The 14,712-nt window shown below is 71.0% G+C and carries 14 protein-coding genes; 6 read left to right on the forward strand and 8 right to left on the reverse strand.

What is annotated here, in order from left to right:
• The first annotated feature begins 72 nt into the window (after positions 1–72).
• Entirely contained in the window at positions 73–780 is a 708-nt protein-coding gene (locus B7K22_RS06880) for a CAP domain-containing protein (RefSeq protein WP_144276276.1), read from the forward strand.
• Between the two features lie 50 nt (positions 781–830).
• A complete protein-coding gene (locus tag B7K22_RS06885; protein WP_084039209.1) occupies positions 831–1,364 on the forward strand; it encodes a CAP domain-containing protein in 534 nt (177 codons plus the stop codon).
• Between the two features lie 4 nt (positions 1,365–1,368).
• Here B7K22_RS06885 and rfbA read toward each other — a convergent pair whose 3' ends face one another.
• From rfbA to B7K22_RS06900, 3 genes are read right to left on the reverse strand one after another with little or no spacing between them, the layout of a single operon-like run.
• A complete protein-coding gene (rfbA, locus tag B7K22_RS06890) occupies positions 1,369–2,238 on the reverse strand; it encodes a glucose-1-phosphate thymidylyltransferase RfbA (protein ID WP_084039210.1) in 870 nt (289 codons plus the stop codon).
• Between the two features lie 7 nt (positions 2,239–2,245).
• Positions 2,246–3,238, reverse strand: coding sequence for a dTDP-glucose 4,6-dehydratase (gene rfbB / locus B7K22_RS06895; RefSeq protein WP_084039211.1), 993 nt, complete (start codon positions 3,236–3,238; stop codon positions 2,246–2,248).
• Positions 3,235–3,846, reverse strand: coding sequence for a dTDP-4-dehydrorhamnose 3,5-epimerase family protein (locus tag B7K22_RS06900; protein ID WP_084039212.1), 612 nt, complete (start codon positions 3,844–3,846; stop codon positions 3,235–3,237). The genes rfbB and B7K22_RS06900 overlap by 4 nt, the downstream gene beginning before the upstream one ends.
• 60 nt (positions 3,847–3,906) lie before the next feature.
• Between B7K22_RS06900 and rfbD the strand changes: the two genes are divergently transcribed.
• Both rfbD and B7K22_RS06910 read left to right on the forward strand, forming a co-directional pair.
• Positions 3,907–4,779 carry a dTDP-4-dehydrorhamnose reductase gene (gene rfbD / locus B7K22_RS06905; RefSeq protein WP_234983339.1) on the forward strand — a complete coding sequence of 291 codons (873 nt, stop codon included), beginning with the start codon at positions 3,907–3,909 and terminating at the stop codon, positions 4,777–4,779.
• Positions 4,780–5,149: 370 nt separating this feature from the next.
• Positions 5,150–6,640: a sugar transferase gene (locus B7K22_RS06910; RefSeq protein WP_159448794.1), complete on the forward strand. Its 1,491-nt coding sequence runs from the start codon at positions 5,150–5,152 to the stop codon at positions 6,638–6,640.
• A 21-nt stretch (positions 6,641–6,661) separates the two neighbouring features.
• Here the strand turns inward: B7K22_RS06910 and cysC are convergent, their stop codons facing one another.
• The 5 genes from cysC to B7K22_RS06935 all read right to left on the reverse strand — a co-directional run bounded on the left by cysC (position 6,662) and on the right by B7K22_RS06935 (position 12,354).
• Positions 6,662–7,777: an adenylyl-sulfate kinase gene (gene cysC, locus B7K22_RS06915; protein ID WP_084039214.1), complete on the reverse strand. Its 1,116-nt coding sequence runs from the start codon at positions 7,775–7,777 to the stop codon at positions 6,662–6,664.
• Positions 7,774–8,733 (reverse strand): sulfite exporter TauE/SafE family protein, encoded by a 960-nt coding sequence (locus B7K22_RS06920; RefSeq protein ID WP_084039215.1) that lies wholly within the window; start codon positions 8,731–8,733, stop codon positions 7,774–7,776. Before B7K22_RS06920 ends, cysC begins: the two co-directional genes overlap by 4 nt.
• A 33-nt stretch (positions 8,734–8,766) precedes the next feature.
• Complete coding sequence (locus B7K22_RS06925) at positions 8,767–10,014, reverse strand: sulfate adenylyltransferase subunit 1 (RefSeq protein WP_084039216.1); 1,248 nt, start codon at positions 10,012–10,014, stop codon at positions 8,767–8,769.
• Positions 10,014–10,922 carry a sulfate adenylyltransferase subunit CysD gene (cysD, locus tag B7K22_RS06930; RefSeq protein WP_084039217.1) on the reverse strand — a complete coding sequence of 303 codons (909 nt, stop codon included), beginning with the start codon at positions 10,920–10,922 and terminating at the stop codon, positions 10,014–10,016. The genes B7K22_RS06925 and cysD overlap by 1 nt, the downstream gene beginning before the upstream one ends.
• A gap of 235 nt (positions 10,923–11,157) precedes the next feature.
• Positions 11,158–12,354: a homoserine O-acetyltransferase gene (locus tag B7K22_RS06935; protein ID WP_084039218.1), complete on the reverse strand. Its 1,197-nt coding sequence runs from the start codon at positions 12,352–12,354 to the stop codon at positions 11,158–11,160.
• A 172-nt stretch (positions 12,355–12,526) separates the two neighbouring features.
• Here B7K22_RS06935 and B7K22_RS06940 point away from each other — a divergent pair, with 172 nt between their 5' ends.
• Together B7K22_RS06940 and B7K22_RS06945 are read left to right on the forward strand one after the other, a co-directional pair.
• Positions 12,527–13,975, forward strand: coding sequence for a C40 family peptidase (locus B7K22_RS06940; protein WP_084039219.1), 1,449 nt, complete (start codon positions 12,527–12,529; stop codon positions 13,973–13,975).
• A gap of 111 nt (positions 13,976–14,086) precedes the next feature.
• Positions 14,087–14,611: a hypothetical protein gene (locus tag B7K22_RS06945; protein WP_084039220.1), complete on the forward strand. Its 525-nt coding sequence runs from the start codon at positions 14,087–14,089 to the stop codon at positions 14,609–14,611.
• Positions 14,612–14,712 lie beyond the last annotated feature (101 nt).

The following is a 14,712-nucleotide window of genomic DNA, read 5'->3' on the forward strand; positions in this document are numbered from 1 at the left end:
GGGACTCGCGCGGACGTGCGTGGCGTCGTGCTCCTGGTGCGCACGCCGCCCGTGGGTGCGACAGTGGAGAGCATGCAGTCGCATCGGAGGCACCTGCCGCGCGCCGCGCTGGGCGCCGTCGCCATCGCCGCCCTCCTTGGGGCATGCTCGGCTGACGGGGAGGCCGCGCCGGCGACGCCCAGGTCGACGCCCTCGCTGCCCGAGCGCCAGGGACCGCTCGTCGAGCCCACGGCCACGGCGCCCGCGCTGGGCGCCGAGTCCGAGGGCGCCGAGTCCGAAGGCGCCGACACTCGCATCAGCGCGAGTCCCGGCGACGAGGGCCAGACCGACGCGGATGACGCGCCCGCCGATGGCGGCGACGCCGCGAGCCGTTCCCTGGCCGCCCGCGCGGAGGAGATCGCCCGCCACCTCCTCACCCTCGCGAACGAGGCCCGAGACGACGAGGGCGCAGACAGGCTCGCATGGGCGGACTGCGCGGCGGAGCAGGCGGGACACCGCGCCCAGGCCGCTCGCGCCCTCGACGAACTGGCCCACGAGCCGCTCTCCTTCGACTGCGAAGGGGAGCTGGTCGGCGAGAACCTGGTCCGCGGTGATGCGCCAGCAGCGAACCTCCACCGGCTGTGGATGGAGTCGGAGGACCATCGCGAGAACATCCTCAGCGACGACTTCACGCGCGCGGGCATCGCGTGCGTGGCACACGCGACCGGAGATCGGACCGAGCCTGCCGAAGCCGAGGACGACATCGGCGGCTGGGTGTGCTCGCAGATGTTCTACGGCTGAGCCTCGGTCCAGGTGCCGACCCCCATCGAGCGGCTCGCTACCCTGAACCGGTGACTCGGCCCCCCGACGCGACCCGCGCATCGGCCCTCCGCACGTGGTGCGCCGCGTGCTGCGTGGTCCTGGCTGCCGCATCGGCGACCGTCGCGTGCGCCGCGCGAGAGCCGGTGACGATGCCCCCACCGCACGAGTTCGAGCAGGAGCTGCTCGACCAGATCAACGCCATGCGCCTCGGGCAGGGGAGGGCGCGACTCGAACCGAACGACTGCCTCCAGGTCCACGCCCGCGAGCGAGCCGGCAGGCTGCCCGGCGCGGACGACGCGCCCACCGATGAGCTGCCCGCCGACTGCGGCGACTTCGACTACGCAGGCGAGAACGTGTCGCGCTCCGACCAGACCGCGGCCGAGGTCGTGGACACCTGGGCCGCGGATGAGCTGCAGCTCCCGAATCTTGTGGACCCGCGGTTCCTCGACGCGGGCGTGGGATGCGTGGGCGTCGCGTTCGACGACACCGACCGCGTGGCGCAGCCGGGAGAGGACGTCGCCGGGATGGCGTGCTCGGTGATCTTCCAGGGCTACGCGCAGTAGTCCGTCAGCGACCGGCCTCGAGCAGCCCGGCGAGGTAGTCGCCGTAGCCCGACTTCGCCAGGATCGCCGCGCGCTCCGCGAGCTCGTGGTCCGCGAGCCACCCGTTGCGCCACGCCACCTCCTCGGGCGAGCCGATCGAGAGGCCCTGACGGTGCTGCACCGACTGGACGAAGTTGCCAGCCTGGATGAGCGAGTCGAAGGTTCCGGTGTCGAGCCACGCGGTGCCGCGCGGGAGCACCTCGACCTGCAGCGTGCCGCGCTCCAGGTAGGTGCGGTTGACGTCCGTGATCTCGTACTCGCCTCTGGCAGAGGGTTCGAGCGCGCGGGCGATCTCGACCACGTCCTGGTCGTAGAAGTACAGGCCGGGGATCGCATACTCCGACCGCGGGCGAGCCGGCTTCTCCTCGAGACTCAGCGCGCGGCCCTGCGAGTCGAACTCGACCACGCCGTAGGCGGTCGGATCGGCGACGCGGTACGCGAACACCGCGGCGCCCTCGAGACCCTCGAACCTCGTGAGCTGGGTGCCCAGCCCGGGGCCATAGAAGATGTTGTCGCCCAGCACGAGCGACACCGTGTCACCTGCGACGAAGCCGGCGCCGATCACGAACGCCTGGGCGAGCCCGCGCGGCTCCGCCTGCACGGCGTACGCGACAGTGATGCCGAACTGCGAGCCGTCGCCCAGCAGGCGCTCGAAGTGCGGCGCGTCGTGCGGGGTCGTGATGACGAGCACCTCACGGATCCCGGCGAGCATGAGCGTCGACAGCGGGTAGTAGATCATCGGCTTGTCGTAGACCGGCACGAGCTGCTTCGACACCCCCTGCGTGATGGGATGCAGCCGCGTCCCCGACCCGCCCGCGAGAATGATGCCCTTCATGTCCCCCCTAGCGCCCGATCCGCTCGTAGCGCAGCTCGGTGGCCGCCTTCGCCGGCCGCCACCACCACTCGTTGTCCCGGTACCAGGCGATCGTGTCGCGCAGGCCCGCTGCGAAGTCGTTGAAGCGCGGGGACCAGCCCAGCTCCTCGCGCGTGCGCGACGCGTCGATCGCGTACCGCAGGTCGTGCCCGGGACGATCCTCGACGTGGTCGAAGGCGTCTGGCTCGAGGCCCATCTCGCGCACGATCGCGGCCATCACCGTGCGGTTGTCGAGCTCGCCGTCGGCCCCGATGAGGTACGTCTGGCCGGGCCGGCCGCCGTCGATGACCGCCCACACCGCCGCGTTGTGGTCATCGACGTGGATCCAGTCGCGCACGTTGAGGCCCGCCCCGTAGAGCTTGGGTCGCTGCCCGTCGAGGATGTTCGTGATCTGGCGCGGGATGAACTTCTCGACATGCTGACGGGGGCCGTAGTTGTTCGAGCAGTTCGACAGCGTCGCCTCGACGCCGAACGACCGCACCCACGCCCTCACCAGCAGATCGGAGGACGCCTTGGTAGCCGAGTACGGCGATGAGGGGTTGTAGGGGGTCGTCGGGGAGAACCTGTCGGGGTCGTCGAGCTCGAGATCCCCGTAGACCTCGTCGGTCGAGACGTGGTGCAGGCGGGTTCCGTGGTGCCGGCACGCCTCGAGCAGCGTGAACGTGCCGATCACATTGGTGTGCAGGAACGGCGTGGGATCGTCGAGGGAGTTGTCGTTGTGGCTCTCGGCGGCGAAGTGGACGACCACGTCCGCGTCCGCGACCAGGGCGTCGACAGTGTCGGCATCCACGATGTCGGCCTTCACGAGCTGCACCCGTTCGTCGTCCGGCAGGGACGCGGCATTCCCCGCATACGTGAGGCTGTCGAGCACGGTGACGGCCGCCTCCGGGCGTGAGCGCAGCGTGAGGTGCACGAAGTTCGACCCGATGAACCCGGCGCCGCCGGTGACGAGCACCTTCATCGGGTGGCCTCCCAGGCCGCGACCTGCTCCATCGTCGGGAGGAGGCCCGACTCGCGAGCCTGCGCGAGCGTGGGCGCGGCGGCATCCTTGGGGGACAGCCGGATCTCGAGCGTCCGGCCGTCGCGACCGCGGGTGGGCCAGTCGATCCCGATCGCGGGATCGAGGGGCGACACCTCGTGCTCGCGGTCGGGCGCGTACGGCGCCGAGCAGAGGTAGACGACCGTCGACCCGTCCGCGAGCGACAGGAATGCGTGGCCCAGGCCCTCCGCGAGGTAGATCGCGGCCCGGTCGACATCGTCGAGCATGACGGCGTCCCACTGGCCGTAGGTCGGCGAGCCGATGCGCAGGTCGACCACGACGTCGAGCACGGCTCCGGCGACGCACGTCACCAGCTTCGCCTGCCCCGGTGGGACGTCGGCGAAGTGGATCCCGCGCAGCACCCCGGCGTTCGACACCGAGCAGTTGGCCTGCGCGACCGCGAACGTGCCCCCTGTCGCCTCAGCGAACGGCGCGTCCTTGAACCACTCGAGGAACACGCCGCGATCGTCGGTGAACGTCCTCGTGTCCGCCCGATACGCACCGTCGATGCGCAGTCGCGAGTACTGCATGGGCCCTCCCCCCGTCCTCGACGCGCTCAGCCTAGCGAGCCGGTGGCTAGGGTGGCACCCATGGCGGAGCAATCGGTGCGGTGGCTCGTGCTGGGCGCCCAGGGAATGCTGGGCCGCGACCTCGCGGACGTGCTGGCGCAGGCTGGGCGCGAGGTCATCGCAGCCGGGCGCGACGAGGTGGACGTCGCTGATGCGGCCGCCGTGAGCGCTGCGGTGGCTGACGCCGACGTGGTCGTGAACTGCGCCGCCTACACCGACGTGGACGGGGCGGAGGCCGACGAGGAGGCCGCGGTGGCGCTCAACGCCACGGCCGCGGGCGTCGTCGCACGGGCGTGCGCCTCGGCGGGTGCGCGGTTGGTCCACATCTCCACGGACTACGTCTTCGACGGCGACGCCGATGCGCCGTACGCAGAGAGTCACCCCGTGGCGCCCCGCAGCGCCTACGGTCGGTCCAAGGCACGCGGCGAGCGCCAGGTGCTGTCGAGCGGGCCGGGTGCGTTGGTCGTGCGAACCGCGTGGCTGTACGGAGCGCACGGCACGTGCTTCCCGAGGACGATCGCCCGGCTGGCGATGGAGCGTGATCGTCTCGACGTCGTCGCGGACCAGGTGGGCCAGCCCACGTGGACGCGTGACCTCGCGACATTCATCGTCGCTCTCACCGACGCGGACGCCCCGGGCGGGATCTACCACGGGACGGCGTCCGGGCAGTGCTCCTGGTTCGAGTTCGCGAGGGCCGTGATCGCCTCGAGTGGGGCCGATGCGCGGGTCGAGCCCACGTCGACCGTCGCCTTCCCGCGGCCGGCGCCGCGTCCCGCATGGTCAGTGCTGGGCCACGCGCGCCACGAGGCCCTGGGAGTCTCGTCGATCGGGTCGTGGAGGGAGCGGTGGAGCGTCGCGGCCCCCGAGGTGCTCGGCGACGCCCGCTCCGGCTGAGACGCAAGAAAGCTGCGTGACGGCGCACTAGTGTGATGAACGTCACACTGTTAGGGTGAGGTCGGGATCGATCCCGAGCGGAGGATCGACCCGGCGCGGACCGCGAGGGCGGAGCGATGGCTCTCCATCGGGGTCGGCGTCACGCAGGATCGGGCGGCCCGGGGGGGTGCAGCTCGTGCCGCTGAGGCGACGAGGGCGTTCGAGCGAACAGGCGGCTCTCCAGGGGGTTGCCGGAGGTGCGCGGGACGTCCCGGGGGGATGAGGGGATGAGGGGATCTGGCCCATGGGGCCCTACGGGGATGTGCGCGCCCACAGCGGCGCCGCGAAGGCTCAGCATGACGCTCGGCGGCCAGTGGCGGGGGTGGCCGCGATGAGCGAGCAGGTCAAGGGATTCGCGCCGAGCGCCGTCTCGACCCAACGCATGGGCGGCCCGCGAGGCTGGGCGCGCAAGTACTCCGCGAGGCTGCTCGTGGTCGACGTCGTGGCGATCGTGCTCGTCATGGCCGTCGCCCACATGGTCAAGTTCGGGCCCGATCCGCTCGAGCCTGTCGCGGGGCCGTCGGCGCCTGCCTACGTGTGGGTGACCATCGGCATCTCGGTGCTGTGGGTGGTCCAGCTCGGGTGGGGGCGCTCGCGCGAGCCCCGCGTGCTCGGGCACGGTCCGCAGGAGTTCCAGCGGGTCGTCAACGCGAGCTGGCACACCCTCGCGATCGTCGCGATCGTCGGGTTCCTCACGCAGTGGCAGGTGAGCCGCGGGTACCTGCTGTTCGCGATTCCGCTCGGGACGATCGCGCTGCTGGGATGCCGCGCCCTCTGCAGGCGCTGGATCCACGCCCAGCGTGACCGGGGCGAGCTGCAGGCTCAGGTGCTCATCGTGGGCCCGCGACGCACGTCAGAGCAGATGATCAGGCGCCTGCGGCATGCCCGCCGCGCCGGGTACAACGTGATCGGCGTCTGCCTTCCGCGCGGCGAGGACAGCCACCTCGCCGACGACGTCGCAGACGTGCCCGTGCTGGGCACGCTCGAGAGTGCCGCGGACCGCGCGAAGGTGGTCGGAGCCGAGTACCTGCTGGTCTCGGGCACCGACGAGCTGTCGCTGCGCGAGGCCCGCCAGCTGGGGTGGGAGCTCGAGGGCAGCGGCGTGGGCCTCATCGTGCTGCCCGCCATGGTCGACGTGGCCGGCCCGCGCATGCGGATGAGCCCGGTCGAGGGCCTGCCGCTGCTCCACGTCGAGACCGCCGGCTTCACGGGCGGCCGCTACATCCTCAAGACCGCGATCGACCGCATGGCGGCGGCCCTGGCGTTGGCGCTGCTGGCCGTCCCGATGCTCGCGATCGCGATCGCTATCCGGCTCACGAGCCCCGGGCCGGTGTTCTTCACGCAGGTGCGCGTGGGCAGGGACCATCGCCTCTTCACCATGTACAAGTTCCGCTCGATGTACCAGGACGCCGAAGGCCAGCGCGACGCGCTCGCGGGCCTGAGCCGCATGGACGTCGGCAACGAGGTGCTGTTCAAGATGCGAGACGACCCGCGCGTCACGCCCGTGGGTCACTTCCTGCGCCGCTACTCCCTCGACGAGCTGCCGCAGCTGATCAACACCCTGCGGGGCGAGATGTCCATCGTCGGGCCGCGCCCGCCGCTGCCGCTCGAGGTCGAGGCCTGGGATGAGTCCGTGTCCCGCCGCCAGCTCGTGAAGCCGGGGATCACTGGTCTCTGGCAGGTGAGCGGCCGCTCGGACCTCACCTGGGAGCAGAGCGTTCAGCTCGACCTGTACTACGCCGAGAACTGGAACCTCGGCGGGGACCTGGTCATCATCTTCCGCACGATCTGGGCCGTCGTGGCGGCGCGCGGCGCGTACTGACGCCAGCGTCCTCGCGGGCGCTCAGATCATGTACGCGGGCGTCTCCTCGCCCGTCAGGTACTGCACGACGCGGGCCGCCGCCGCCTCCGCATCCTCGCCGTCGGCGCCGACCACCACGTGGGCGTCGCGCGGCACCTCGTAGGGGTCGGAGATGCCGGTGAACTCCTGGATCTCGCCAGCCCGGGCCTTGGCGTACAGGCCCTTGCGGTCTCGCGCCTCGCACACCTCCAGCTCGGTCGCCACGTGCACGAGCACGAATCGACCCACCTGCTCGGCCATCTCGCGGACCTCTTGGCGGATCGATGCGTACGGCGCGATGGGCGCGCAGATCGCGAGCCCGCCGTGCGCGCTGATCTGCGAGGCCACCCAGCCGATGCGGCGGACGTTCAGCTCGCGGTCGGCGCGGGAGAAGCCCAGGCCGCTCGAGAGCATCGCGCGCACCTCGTCGCCATCGAGCAGCGTGACGCGCTGGCTCGACTCGGCGCGCAGGCGGCGGGTGACCTGCCGAGCGATGGTGGACTTCCCGGAACCCGACAGGCCGGTGAACAGGACCACGACCCCGTCGCCGGGCGCCCTCTGCTCGCCGCGCAGCACGCGGACGTTCGACGCGAACACCACGGAGGCGAGGTGCTCGAGCAGCGGGCCCTTGTCGGCGGGCGCCACGTGGTCCGCTGCCGGTTCAGGGAGCACCCGGAGGTCGAGACCGTCGGTGCGCAGGCCACGTACCGTCTGAGCGAGCGCGTGCGCGTCGCCGGAGTCGACGACGATCACCGTGCCCTCGAGCCTGCCGCTGCGCCTGCCCAGCAGCAGCGTGGCATCGCTCACGGGCTCCGTGGACGCGAGCGGGCGGAGCTCCGCGAAGGCCGCAGGCGCCGGCTCGCGCAGGATCTCCACGAGCCCGCCGATCCACGTGCCCCGTGAGTCCGTGTGACGCTCGAGCACGCGGACTCGTGCCACGGCGGTCGCCTCGGTGTCGAGCAGGGTCAGCGCGCGTCCGGCGACGGGCTCGGCCGTGCGGAGAGTCGCGGTGTTCGCGCCCTTGCCGGGAAGCTCGTAGCGGAGCGCATGGCCGTAGGCGCCGGCCCGCATCAGCTCCAGCTCTCCCAGCTGTGCCGGGGTGAGGCGGATCTCCGTCATCGCTGCTCCTCATCGAGGGACCTGCCGGTGGCTGCCTTCGCGAGCCGCCTCGCCTGCCAGGTGAAGAAGGGGAACCCCAGCGAACGGCGGATGGCCGCCCACGCGAGCGTACCGCCCACGACCACGACGACGACCGCGACGAGGGTCACCTCGTTCGAGATGCCCAGCAGCTTGAGCCCGGCGACGAACAGCACCATGGCCAGCGCGCGTCGCACCAGCCCGCCGCTCACGCGCGACGACAGCTGCGCGCCAAGGTAGGTGCCCGGCACGGATCCCAGGATGACGGGCAGCGTGATCGACCAGTCGACATCGCCGAACATCAAATGGGCCACGGCGGCGGCGACCACCAGCGGCACGGCCTGCACCAGGTCCGTGCCGACCAGCTGGTTGGCCCTCAGCATCGGATACAGGGCCATGAGCGCGATGATGATCAGCGACCCCGAGCCCACGGAGGTGAGCCCCACCATGAGCCCACCGATCACGCCCACGATGATGGTCGGGACCGGGCGCGGTGTCACCTCGGGACGCTCCGTCGGCAGCGGCGCCGCCTTGCCGTCGCGCACCATGGCGCGCTCTCGCAGGCGCAGGTACGCCCGCACGCCCAGGCCCAGGGAGGCGATGATGAGCACGACCCCGAGCGCATGCTTGACGAACTCCTGGACCTCGGGGCCGGGGCCCATCAGATGGGCGACCAGGACGCCGCCGAACGCCGCCGGCACCGAGCCGTAGACGAGCAGCCTGACCAGCTGCCAGTTGACGGTGCGGTTCTTGATGTGGACCCACGAGCCGGCGGGCTTCATCGCCGCGGACGCCACCACATCGCTCGATACCGCGGTGAGCGGGGGCACGCCGAAGAAGAACACGAGGGCCGGTGTCATGAGCGCGCCTCCGCCCATGCCGGTGAGGCCGACCACGACGCCGATGCCGAGCGCGACCGCGAGAAGCCCTGGATCCATGGCTAGACGCTACCCGTCAGCGCCGGGTGGCGATCACGAGTTGCGCACGACCCCCGCGCCCACGGTCCGGTTGGTGGCCTCGTCGATCAGGATGAAGGAGCCCGTCGTGCGGTTGTCGTCGTAGTCGTCGACGAGCAGCGGAGTCGTGACGCGCAAGGTGACGCGACCGATCGAGTTGAGGCCCAGCTCGGTGCTGTCCGGGTTCCGGTGCAGGGTGTTGACATCGAGCTCGTAGGGGATGTCCTTGACCATGGCGCGCGCCATGCGGCTCGTGTGGAAGATCCCGACCTTGCGACCGACCGTGAGCGCCTGCTGGTCCATCCAGCAGACCATCGCCTCGACGTCCTGCGTGAGGGCGGGGTGGTTGCCCGGCCGGCACAGCATGTCCCCGCGCGCGATGTCGATCTCGTCCTCGAGACGGACGGTGACCGACATGGGCGGGTAGGCCTCCTCCACCGGACCGTTGGGTCCGTCGATGGCGGCGACCCTGGTGGTGAGCCCTGAATGCAGCGCGAGCACCTCGTCGCCCACCTTGAGGATGCCGGAGGCGACCTGACCGGCGAAGCCGCGGTAGTCGCGCGAGTCGGCCTGCTGTGGGCGGATCACGTACTGCACCGGGAATCGCACGTCCTGCAGGTTGCGGTCGGACGCGATGTGGACGTGCTCGAGGTGGTGCAGCAGGCTGGCGCCTCCGTACCACGGCATGTTGGCCGACCGCTCGACCACGTTGTCGCCCAGCAGGGCGCTCACGGGGATCGCGGTCAGATCGGGGATGTCGAGCTTCGCGGCGAAGTCCGAGAACTCCTGGTAGATCTCCTCGAACCGCTCCTCGGACCAGTCCACCAGGTCCATCTTGTTCACCGCGAGCACCACGTGGGGCACGCGCAGCAGAGAGCTGATGGTGGCGTGCCGGCGGGACTGCTCCGTCAGGCCCTTGCGCGCGTCGACCAGGATGATCGCGAGGTTCGCGGTCGATGCGCCCGTCACCATGTTGCGGGTGTACTGCTGGTGGCCCGGCGTGTCCGCGATGATGAACTTGCGGCGCGGGGTGGCGAAGTAGCGGTACGCGACATCGATGGTGATGCCCTGCTCGCGCTCGGCACGCAGGCCGTCGGTGAGCAGCGACAGGTCGGTGTAGTCGTTGCCCCGTGACTTGGACGCGGCCTCGACGGACTCGAGCTGGTCCTCGAAGATGGACTTCGAGTCGAACAGCAGGCGGCCGATGAGCGTGGACTTTCCGTCGTCCACGGATCCAGCGGTGGCGAAGCGCAGCAGGTCCATTAGAAGTACCCCTCCTTCTTCCGGTCCTCCATGGCGGCCTCTGACACGCGGTCGTCGCCGCGGGTCGCTCCGCGCTCCGTGAGGCGCGTGGCGGCCGTCTCCTCGATGATCTTCTCGACGGTGTCAGCCTCGGACTCGACCGCGGCAGTCAGCGTGGCGTCGCCCACGGTGCGGTAGCGCACCTTCTTGACGACCACCTCGTCGCTGTCGCCGGGGACCGCGAACTCATTGGCGGCCATCCACATGCCGTCGCGCAGGAACACCTCGCGCTCGTGCGCGTAGTAGATGCTGGGCACCTCGATCTCGCGCGAGCGGATGTAGTCCCAGATGTCCAGCTCGGTCCAGTTGCTGAGCGGGAACACGCGGATCGACTCGCCCGCGTGCACCTTGCCGTTGTACAGGTTCCACAGCTCGGGGCGCTGGTTGCGCGGATCCCACTGCCCGAAGTCGTCGCGGAACGAGAACACCCGCTCCTTGGCGCGAGCCTTCTCCTCGTCGCGCCGGGCGCCGCCCATGCAGGCGTCGAACCGGTGCGACTCGATGGTCTCGAGCAGCACCGGCGTCTGGATGCGGTTGCGGGAGCCGTTGGGCTCCTCCTTCACCGTGCCCTTGTCGATCGCGTCCTGCACCGAGCCCACCACGAGGTTGAGGCCGTACCGCTCCACGATGCGGTCGCGGAACTCCAGCACCTCAGGGAAGTTCTGACCGGTGTCGATGTGGACCACCGGCATGGGCAGCCGCGCCGGCGCGAAGGCCTTGATGGCCAGGTGCAGCAGACAGATCGAGTCCTTGCCTCCGGAGAACAGCAGCGCGGGGCGCTCCATCTGCGCGACGACCTCGCGGATGATGTGGATGCCCTCCGCCTCGAGGGCATCGAGCTGGCTCAGCGCATGGCGTGGCTGTGTCATGAAGCGTCTCCGTGGTCGGTGGCCTGCGCGATGAGGTCGAGGATCCTCGACGCGAGCACAGGCCGGCACACGACCAGGTCGGGAAGGTAAGGGTCGGCGCCATTGTAGAGGAGCGGCGGAGTCGCGCCTGAACGGGCCGTCGGCATGGACGTGGGCGCCGACCTCGCCGCCCACCACCGCCACGATCGTCATGCCAGCCGACCCCATCGGGACCAGCTCTGCCGCGATGCCGACACTACAGCGCGCGTTCGAACTCCGCCATGAAGGCGTTGAGCTGGCCCGACTCGACCAGGAATCCGTCGTGGCCCACGGGCGAGTGGACCACCTTGACCCCGTCCGAGCCCGACAACGCCGCGTCGAGGCGCTGCGAGTTCTTCAGCGGATAGAGCCGGTCGGAGTCGACCGCCACCACGAGCGCCGCGTCCGTGTAGCGAGCGAGCGCGGTCTCGACGCCGCCGCGCCCACGGCCCACGTCGTGGGACTGGATGGACTGCGCGAGTCGCACGTACGAGTTGGCGTCGAAGCGGCGCGCGAGCTTGCGGGCGTGATGCTGGAGGTAGCTCTGGATCGCGAACTGCCCGCCCTTGCCCAACGGGTCGGAGTCGCCCTGGTACGACCGGCCGAACCGGTCGGCGAGCTCGCCCTCGGAGCGGTACGTCGTGTGCGCGATCATGCGCGCGATGCCGAGGCCCGTGTGGGGGCCGTCGCCATCGGCTGCGTCGTAGTAGTCGCCGCCGCGGAACCGGGGATCGGCGGCGATCGCAGCGAGCTGGGTCGTGGACCACGCGATCTGATCCGCGGTGACGGCGGCCGTCGAGCCCACGGGCGCGATCGCGTTCACGCGACCTGGCGCCATGACCGTCCACTCGATCGCCCTCATCCCGCCCATGGACGGGCCGGCGATGAGCCGCCAGCGGTCGATGCCCAGAGCATCGGCGAGCTTGATCTCCGCTGTGACCATGTCGCGCATGGTCACGTAGGGGAAGCGTGATCCCCACGGCTTGCCATCCTCGGGGTGCGGGCTCGCCGGTCCGGTCGTGCCCTGGCAGCCGCCCACGACGTTGGCCGAGACGATGAAGTGACGCTCGGGGTCGATGGGCTTGCCGGGACCGACCATCGCGTTCCACCAGCCGCCCGTGTGGTGGCCCGGCTCCGCGGGGCCCCACACGTGCATGTCGCCTGTGAGGGCGTGTGCGATGTAGACGGCGTTGTCCTTGGCGGCGTTGAGCTCGCCCCAGGTCTCGTAGGCGAGCGTGACGTCCGGCAAGGTGCCGAGCGGATCCGCCTCGAGGCTCAGGTCACCGATGGGCATGAAGAGGCGGCGCCCAGGGTGGTCGCCTTCCCGCCACGCGGCCGATGCGGGGATGGGAGCTCCTGCTCCCGGCCCCTCGTCGGCTGCCCAGGCGTCGGTCTCGATGCCGTCGTCATCCATGCGGCCACGATAGGGCACGGCCCGGCGTGGCAGGCATGCCGGCTGTGCGAATGCGCACGGAGGGGTAGCCGAACGGCCCGAATGCGTTTACGATCTGACAGGTGAGTCGCATGTGACACATGTGACAAGAGTGACAATGGTCGGCGGAGGCCCACAGATGACGCGAACGGCAATGCCTGGACGCCTGTCTGCGCGCGCACTCGCAGCGCTCCTGCTGTGCGTGCTGCTGTCGGTGATCCTGGTGTCGCTGCCGGCTCCGGCGCGTGCTGCGGACTACCCCGGCCAGGACGAGATCGAGGCCGCGCGCGCCGCGGCGGAGGACGCCGCCGCGGGAGTGAGCCAGCTCGACGCCGCGATCGCGCAGCTCGAGGACGCGCTGCACGAGGCGGACGTGACCGCCCGCCTCGCCGACGGCGACTTCCAGGAGGCCCAGGCCGACAACATCGCGGCCCAGCGCTCGCTGTTCGCTGCGAACGAGCGTGCCGCTGAGGCGGACGCCGCCCTCGCGGATGCCAAGACCGCGCTCGCCGCCGTCGCGATGGCCTCCTACCGCAATGCAGGCGGCTCCAACGACCTCGAGGCGATGGTCACCGCGGACGGCTTCGAGGACGTGGTGCAGCGCGCCGAGGCCATCGACCGCGCGTCAGCCAAGAGCGACGTGACCGTCCAGGAGGTGCGCGCCGCGGAGATCGTCGCGGAGACCACGCGCGGCTACGCCGAGGATGCCGCCGAGGAGGCGGCCGCCGCCGAGCAGCGAGCGAACGACACGCTCGCCGTCGCGCAGGAGGCGCGCTCCGCAGCCGAACAGGCCGTCTCCGACGCCGCCACGGCGCGCTCTGCCGCCGTCGCTCGGGCCGCCGAGCTCCGAGGCGTGACGACGGAGCTGGAGGAGCAGCGCCAGGCGGGCCTCTCCGCCGAGCGCGCGGCCCGCCAGCAGGCCGCGTTCGAGGAGGAGCAGCGTCGCCTCGAGCAAGCCCAGCAGGCGCAGCAGGACGACGACGCGCAGGCCGGCGGCAGTGGCCGACCGACCGCCAACGAGGTCGACCGTCCGGGTGCTGGTGGCTCGAACTCGGGTGGCTCGAACTCGGGTGGCTCCAACTCCGGTGGCTCGAACTCCGGCGGCTCGGCGCCCGACCCGGAGCCGACCACGCCAGCACCGGACCCCGAGCCCACGACGCCCGATCCGGATCCCGAGCCGAAGCCGGAACCCAAGCCCGACCCCAAGCCCGACACGAGCTGGCGTTCGAGCGCCGGTCAGGGCGCATCGGCCGCGAGCTACTCGCTCACCCTCAAGGGCGCGGCCTACGCGTGGGGCGGCAACGGCCCTGCCTACGACTGCTCGGGCCTCACCTCGGCCTCGTGGAGGCATGCGGGGATCTCGATCCCGCGCTCCTCCCGCACGCAGTATGCGGGTGTGTCGCTGCTGCCGTACAGCCAGATCCGCAAGGGCGACCTGGTGTTCTGGGGCTCCGGGAAGAACCCCTCGGCCATCTACCACGTCGCGATCTACATCGGCGGTGGGCAGGTCATGGAGGCGCAGACGTACGGCAAGCCGGCCGCGGTGCGCTCCATGTACGGCTGGGCCGTGGGCGACATGATGCCGTACGTCGGCCGCCCGTAGGCTACGGGGACACGCGCCGCCCAGAGAGGTGCGTCACATGCTGGCGCGTCGCGACGGCCGGTCCCACACTGGTCGCCTGGCGCGTTTCCCAGCCGTGCCGGAGGAGTGGTGATGCCTGATCCTCTGTCCCCAGCCGCGACGCTGCGGCAGCAGGCCGTCCGCGTCGTGCGCTCGCATGCCGGTCCGGCCGTCCCCGCGCGGCCCCTCGGCACCGTGCGACTGCGGCCGGACGCGACGTTCGCGCAGCACGGCATGCTCGGCGCGAAGCATGCGCTGCTCATCCACGTGGGGGTGCAGAACGACGGCGTCGACGTCGCGCCGCTGCCCGAGGTCGACATCGCGTTCGAGATCCGTGACGCGCAGTTCGACGAGTCCGGCGTCGCCAACGCCGGATGGATCACGCGGGAGGCGCACTGGACCTTCTCGGCCGCGCGGATCGTCTCGACGGCCGCGATCACCCTCAGCTATCGGGGGATGCTGGGCGCGGGCTCGACCGCCGAGGCCGTGCTGGGCGTCATGCTCGAGCCCGACGCTCGCCCCGCGCCCATCGAGCTGTGGGCCCACGGGCGCACAGGCCCTGACACCCTCGCCGCATCGACGTCGCTCACGGTCCCCGTGTCGCGCATCGCCGACTGAGGCCCGACGCGTGCAGCGCCCGCGGTTCGTCCGCCCATCCTCAACCGTACGGGCCGGGCGCGACTGTGCGGGCCGTGGCAACCGAAAATGTCGAGAACCAG

The organism is Demequina sp. NBRC 110053 (genome assembly GCF_002090095.1).
Taxonomy (GTDB): domain Bacteria; phylum Actinomycetota; class Actinomycetes; order Actinomycetales; family Demequinaceae; genus Demequina.

Coding starts and splice junctions, on each gene's coding strand:
- B7K22_RS06880 (WP_144276276.1), top strand. CDS start 73: ATGCAGTCGCATCGGAGGCACCTGCCGCGCGCCGCGCTGGGCGCCGTC.
- rfbA (WP_084039210.1), bottom strand. CDS start 2,238: ATGAAGGGCATCATTCTCGCGGGCGGGTCGGGGACGCGGCTGCATCCC.
- rfbB (WP_084039211.1), bottom strand. CDS start 3,238: ATGAAGGTGCTCGTCACCGGCGGCGCCGGGTTCATCGGGTCGAACTTC.
- B7K22_RS06900 (WP_084039212.1), bottom strand. CDS start 3,846: ATGCAGTACTCGCGACTGCGCATCGACGGTGCGTATCGGGCGGACACG.
- rfbD (WP_234983339.1), top strand. CDS start 3,907: ATGGCGGAGCAATCGGTGCGGTGGCTCGTGCTGGGCGCCCAGGGAATG.
- B7K22_RS06910 (WP_159448794.1), top strand. CDS start 5,150: ATGAGCGAGCAGGTCAAGGGATTCGCGCCGAGCGCCGTCTCGACCCAA.
- cysC (WP_084039214.1), bottom strand. CDS start 7,777: ATGACGGAGATCCGCCTCACCCCGGCACAGCTGGGAGAGCTGGAGCTG.
- B7K22_RS06920 (WP_084039215.1), bottom strand. CDS start 8,733: ATGGATCCAGGGCTTCTCGCGGTCGCGCTCGGCATCGGCGTCGTGGTC.
- B7K22_RS06925 (WP_084039216.1), bottom strand. CDS start 10,014: ATGGACCTGCTGCGCTTCGCCACCGCTGGATCCGTGGACGACGGAAAG.
- cysD (WP_084039217.1), bottom strand. CDS start 10,922: ATGACACAGCCACGCCATGCGCTGAGCCAGCTCGATGCCCTCGAGGCG.
- B7K22_RS06935 (WP_084039218.1), bottom strand. CDS start 12,354: ATGGATGACGACGGCATCGAGACCGACGCCTGGGCAGCCGACGAGGGG.
- B7K22_RS06940 (WP_084039219.1), top strand. CDS start 12,527: ATGCCTGGACGCCTGTCTGCGCGCGCACTCGCAGCGCTCCTGCTGTGC.
- B7K22_RS06945 (WP_084039220.1), top strand. CDS start 14,087: ATGCCTGATCCTCTGTCCCCAGCCGCGACGCTGCGGCAGCAGGCCGTC.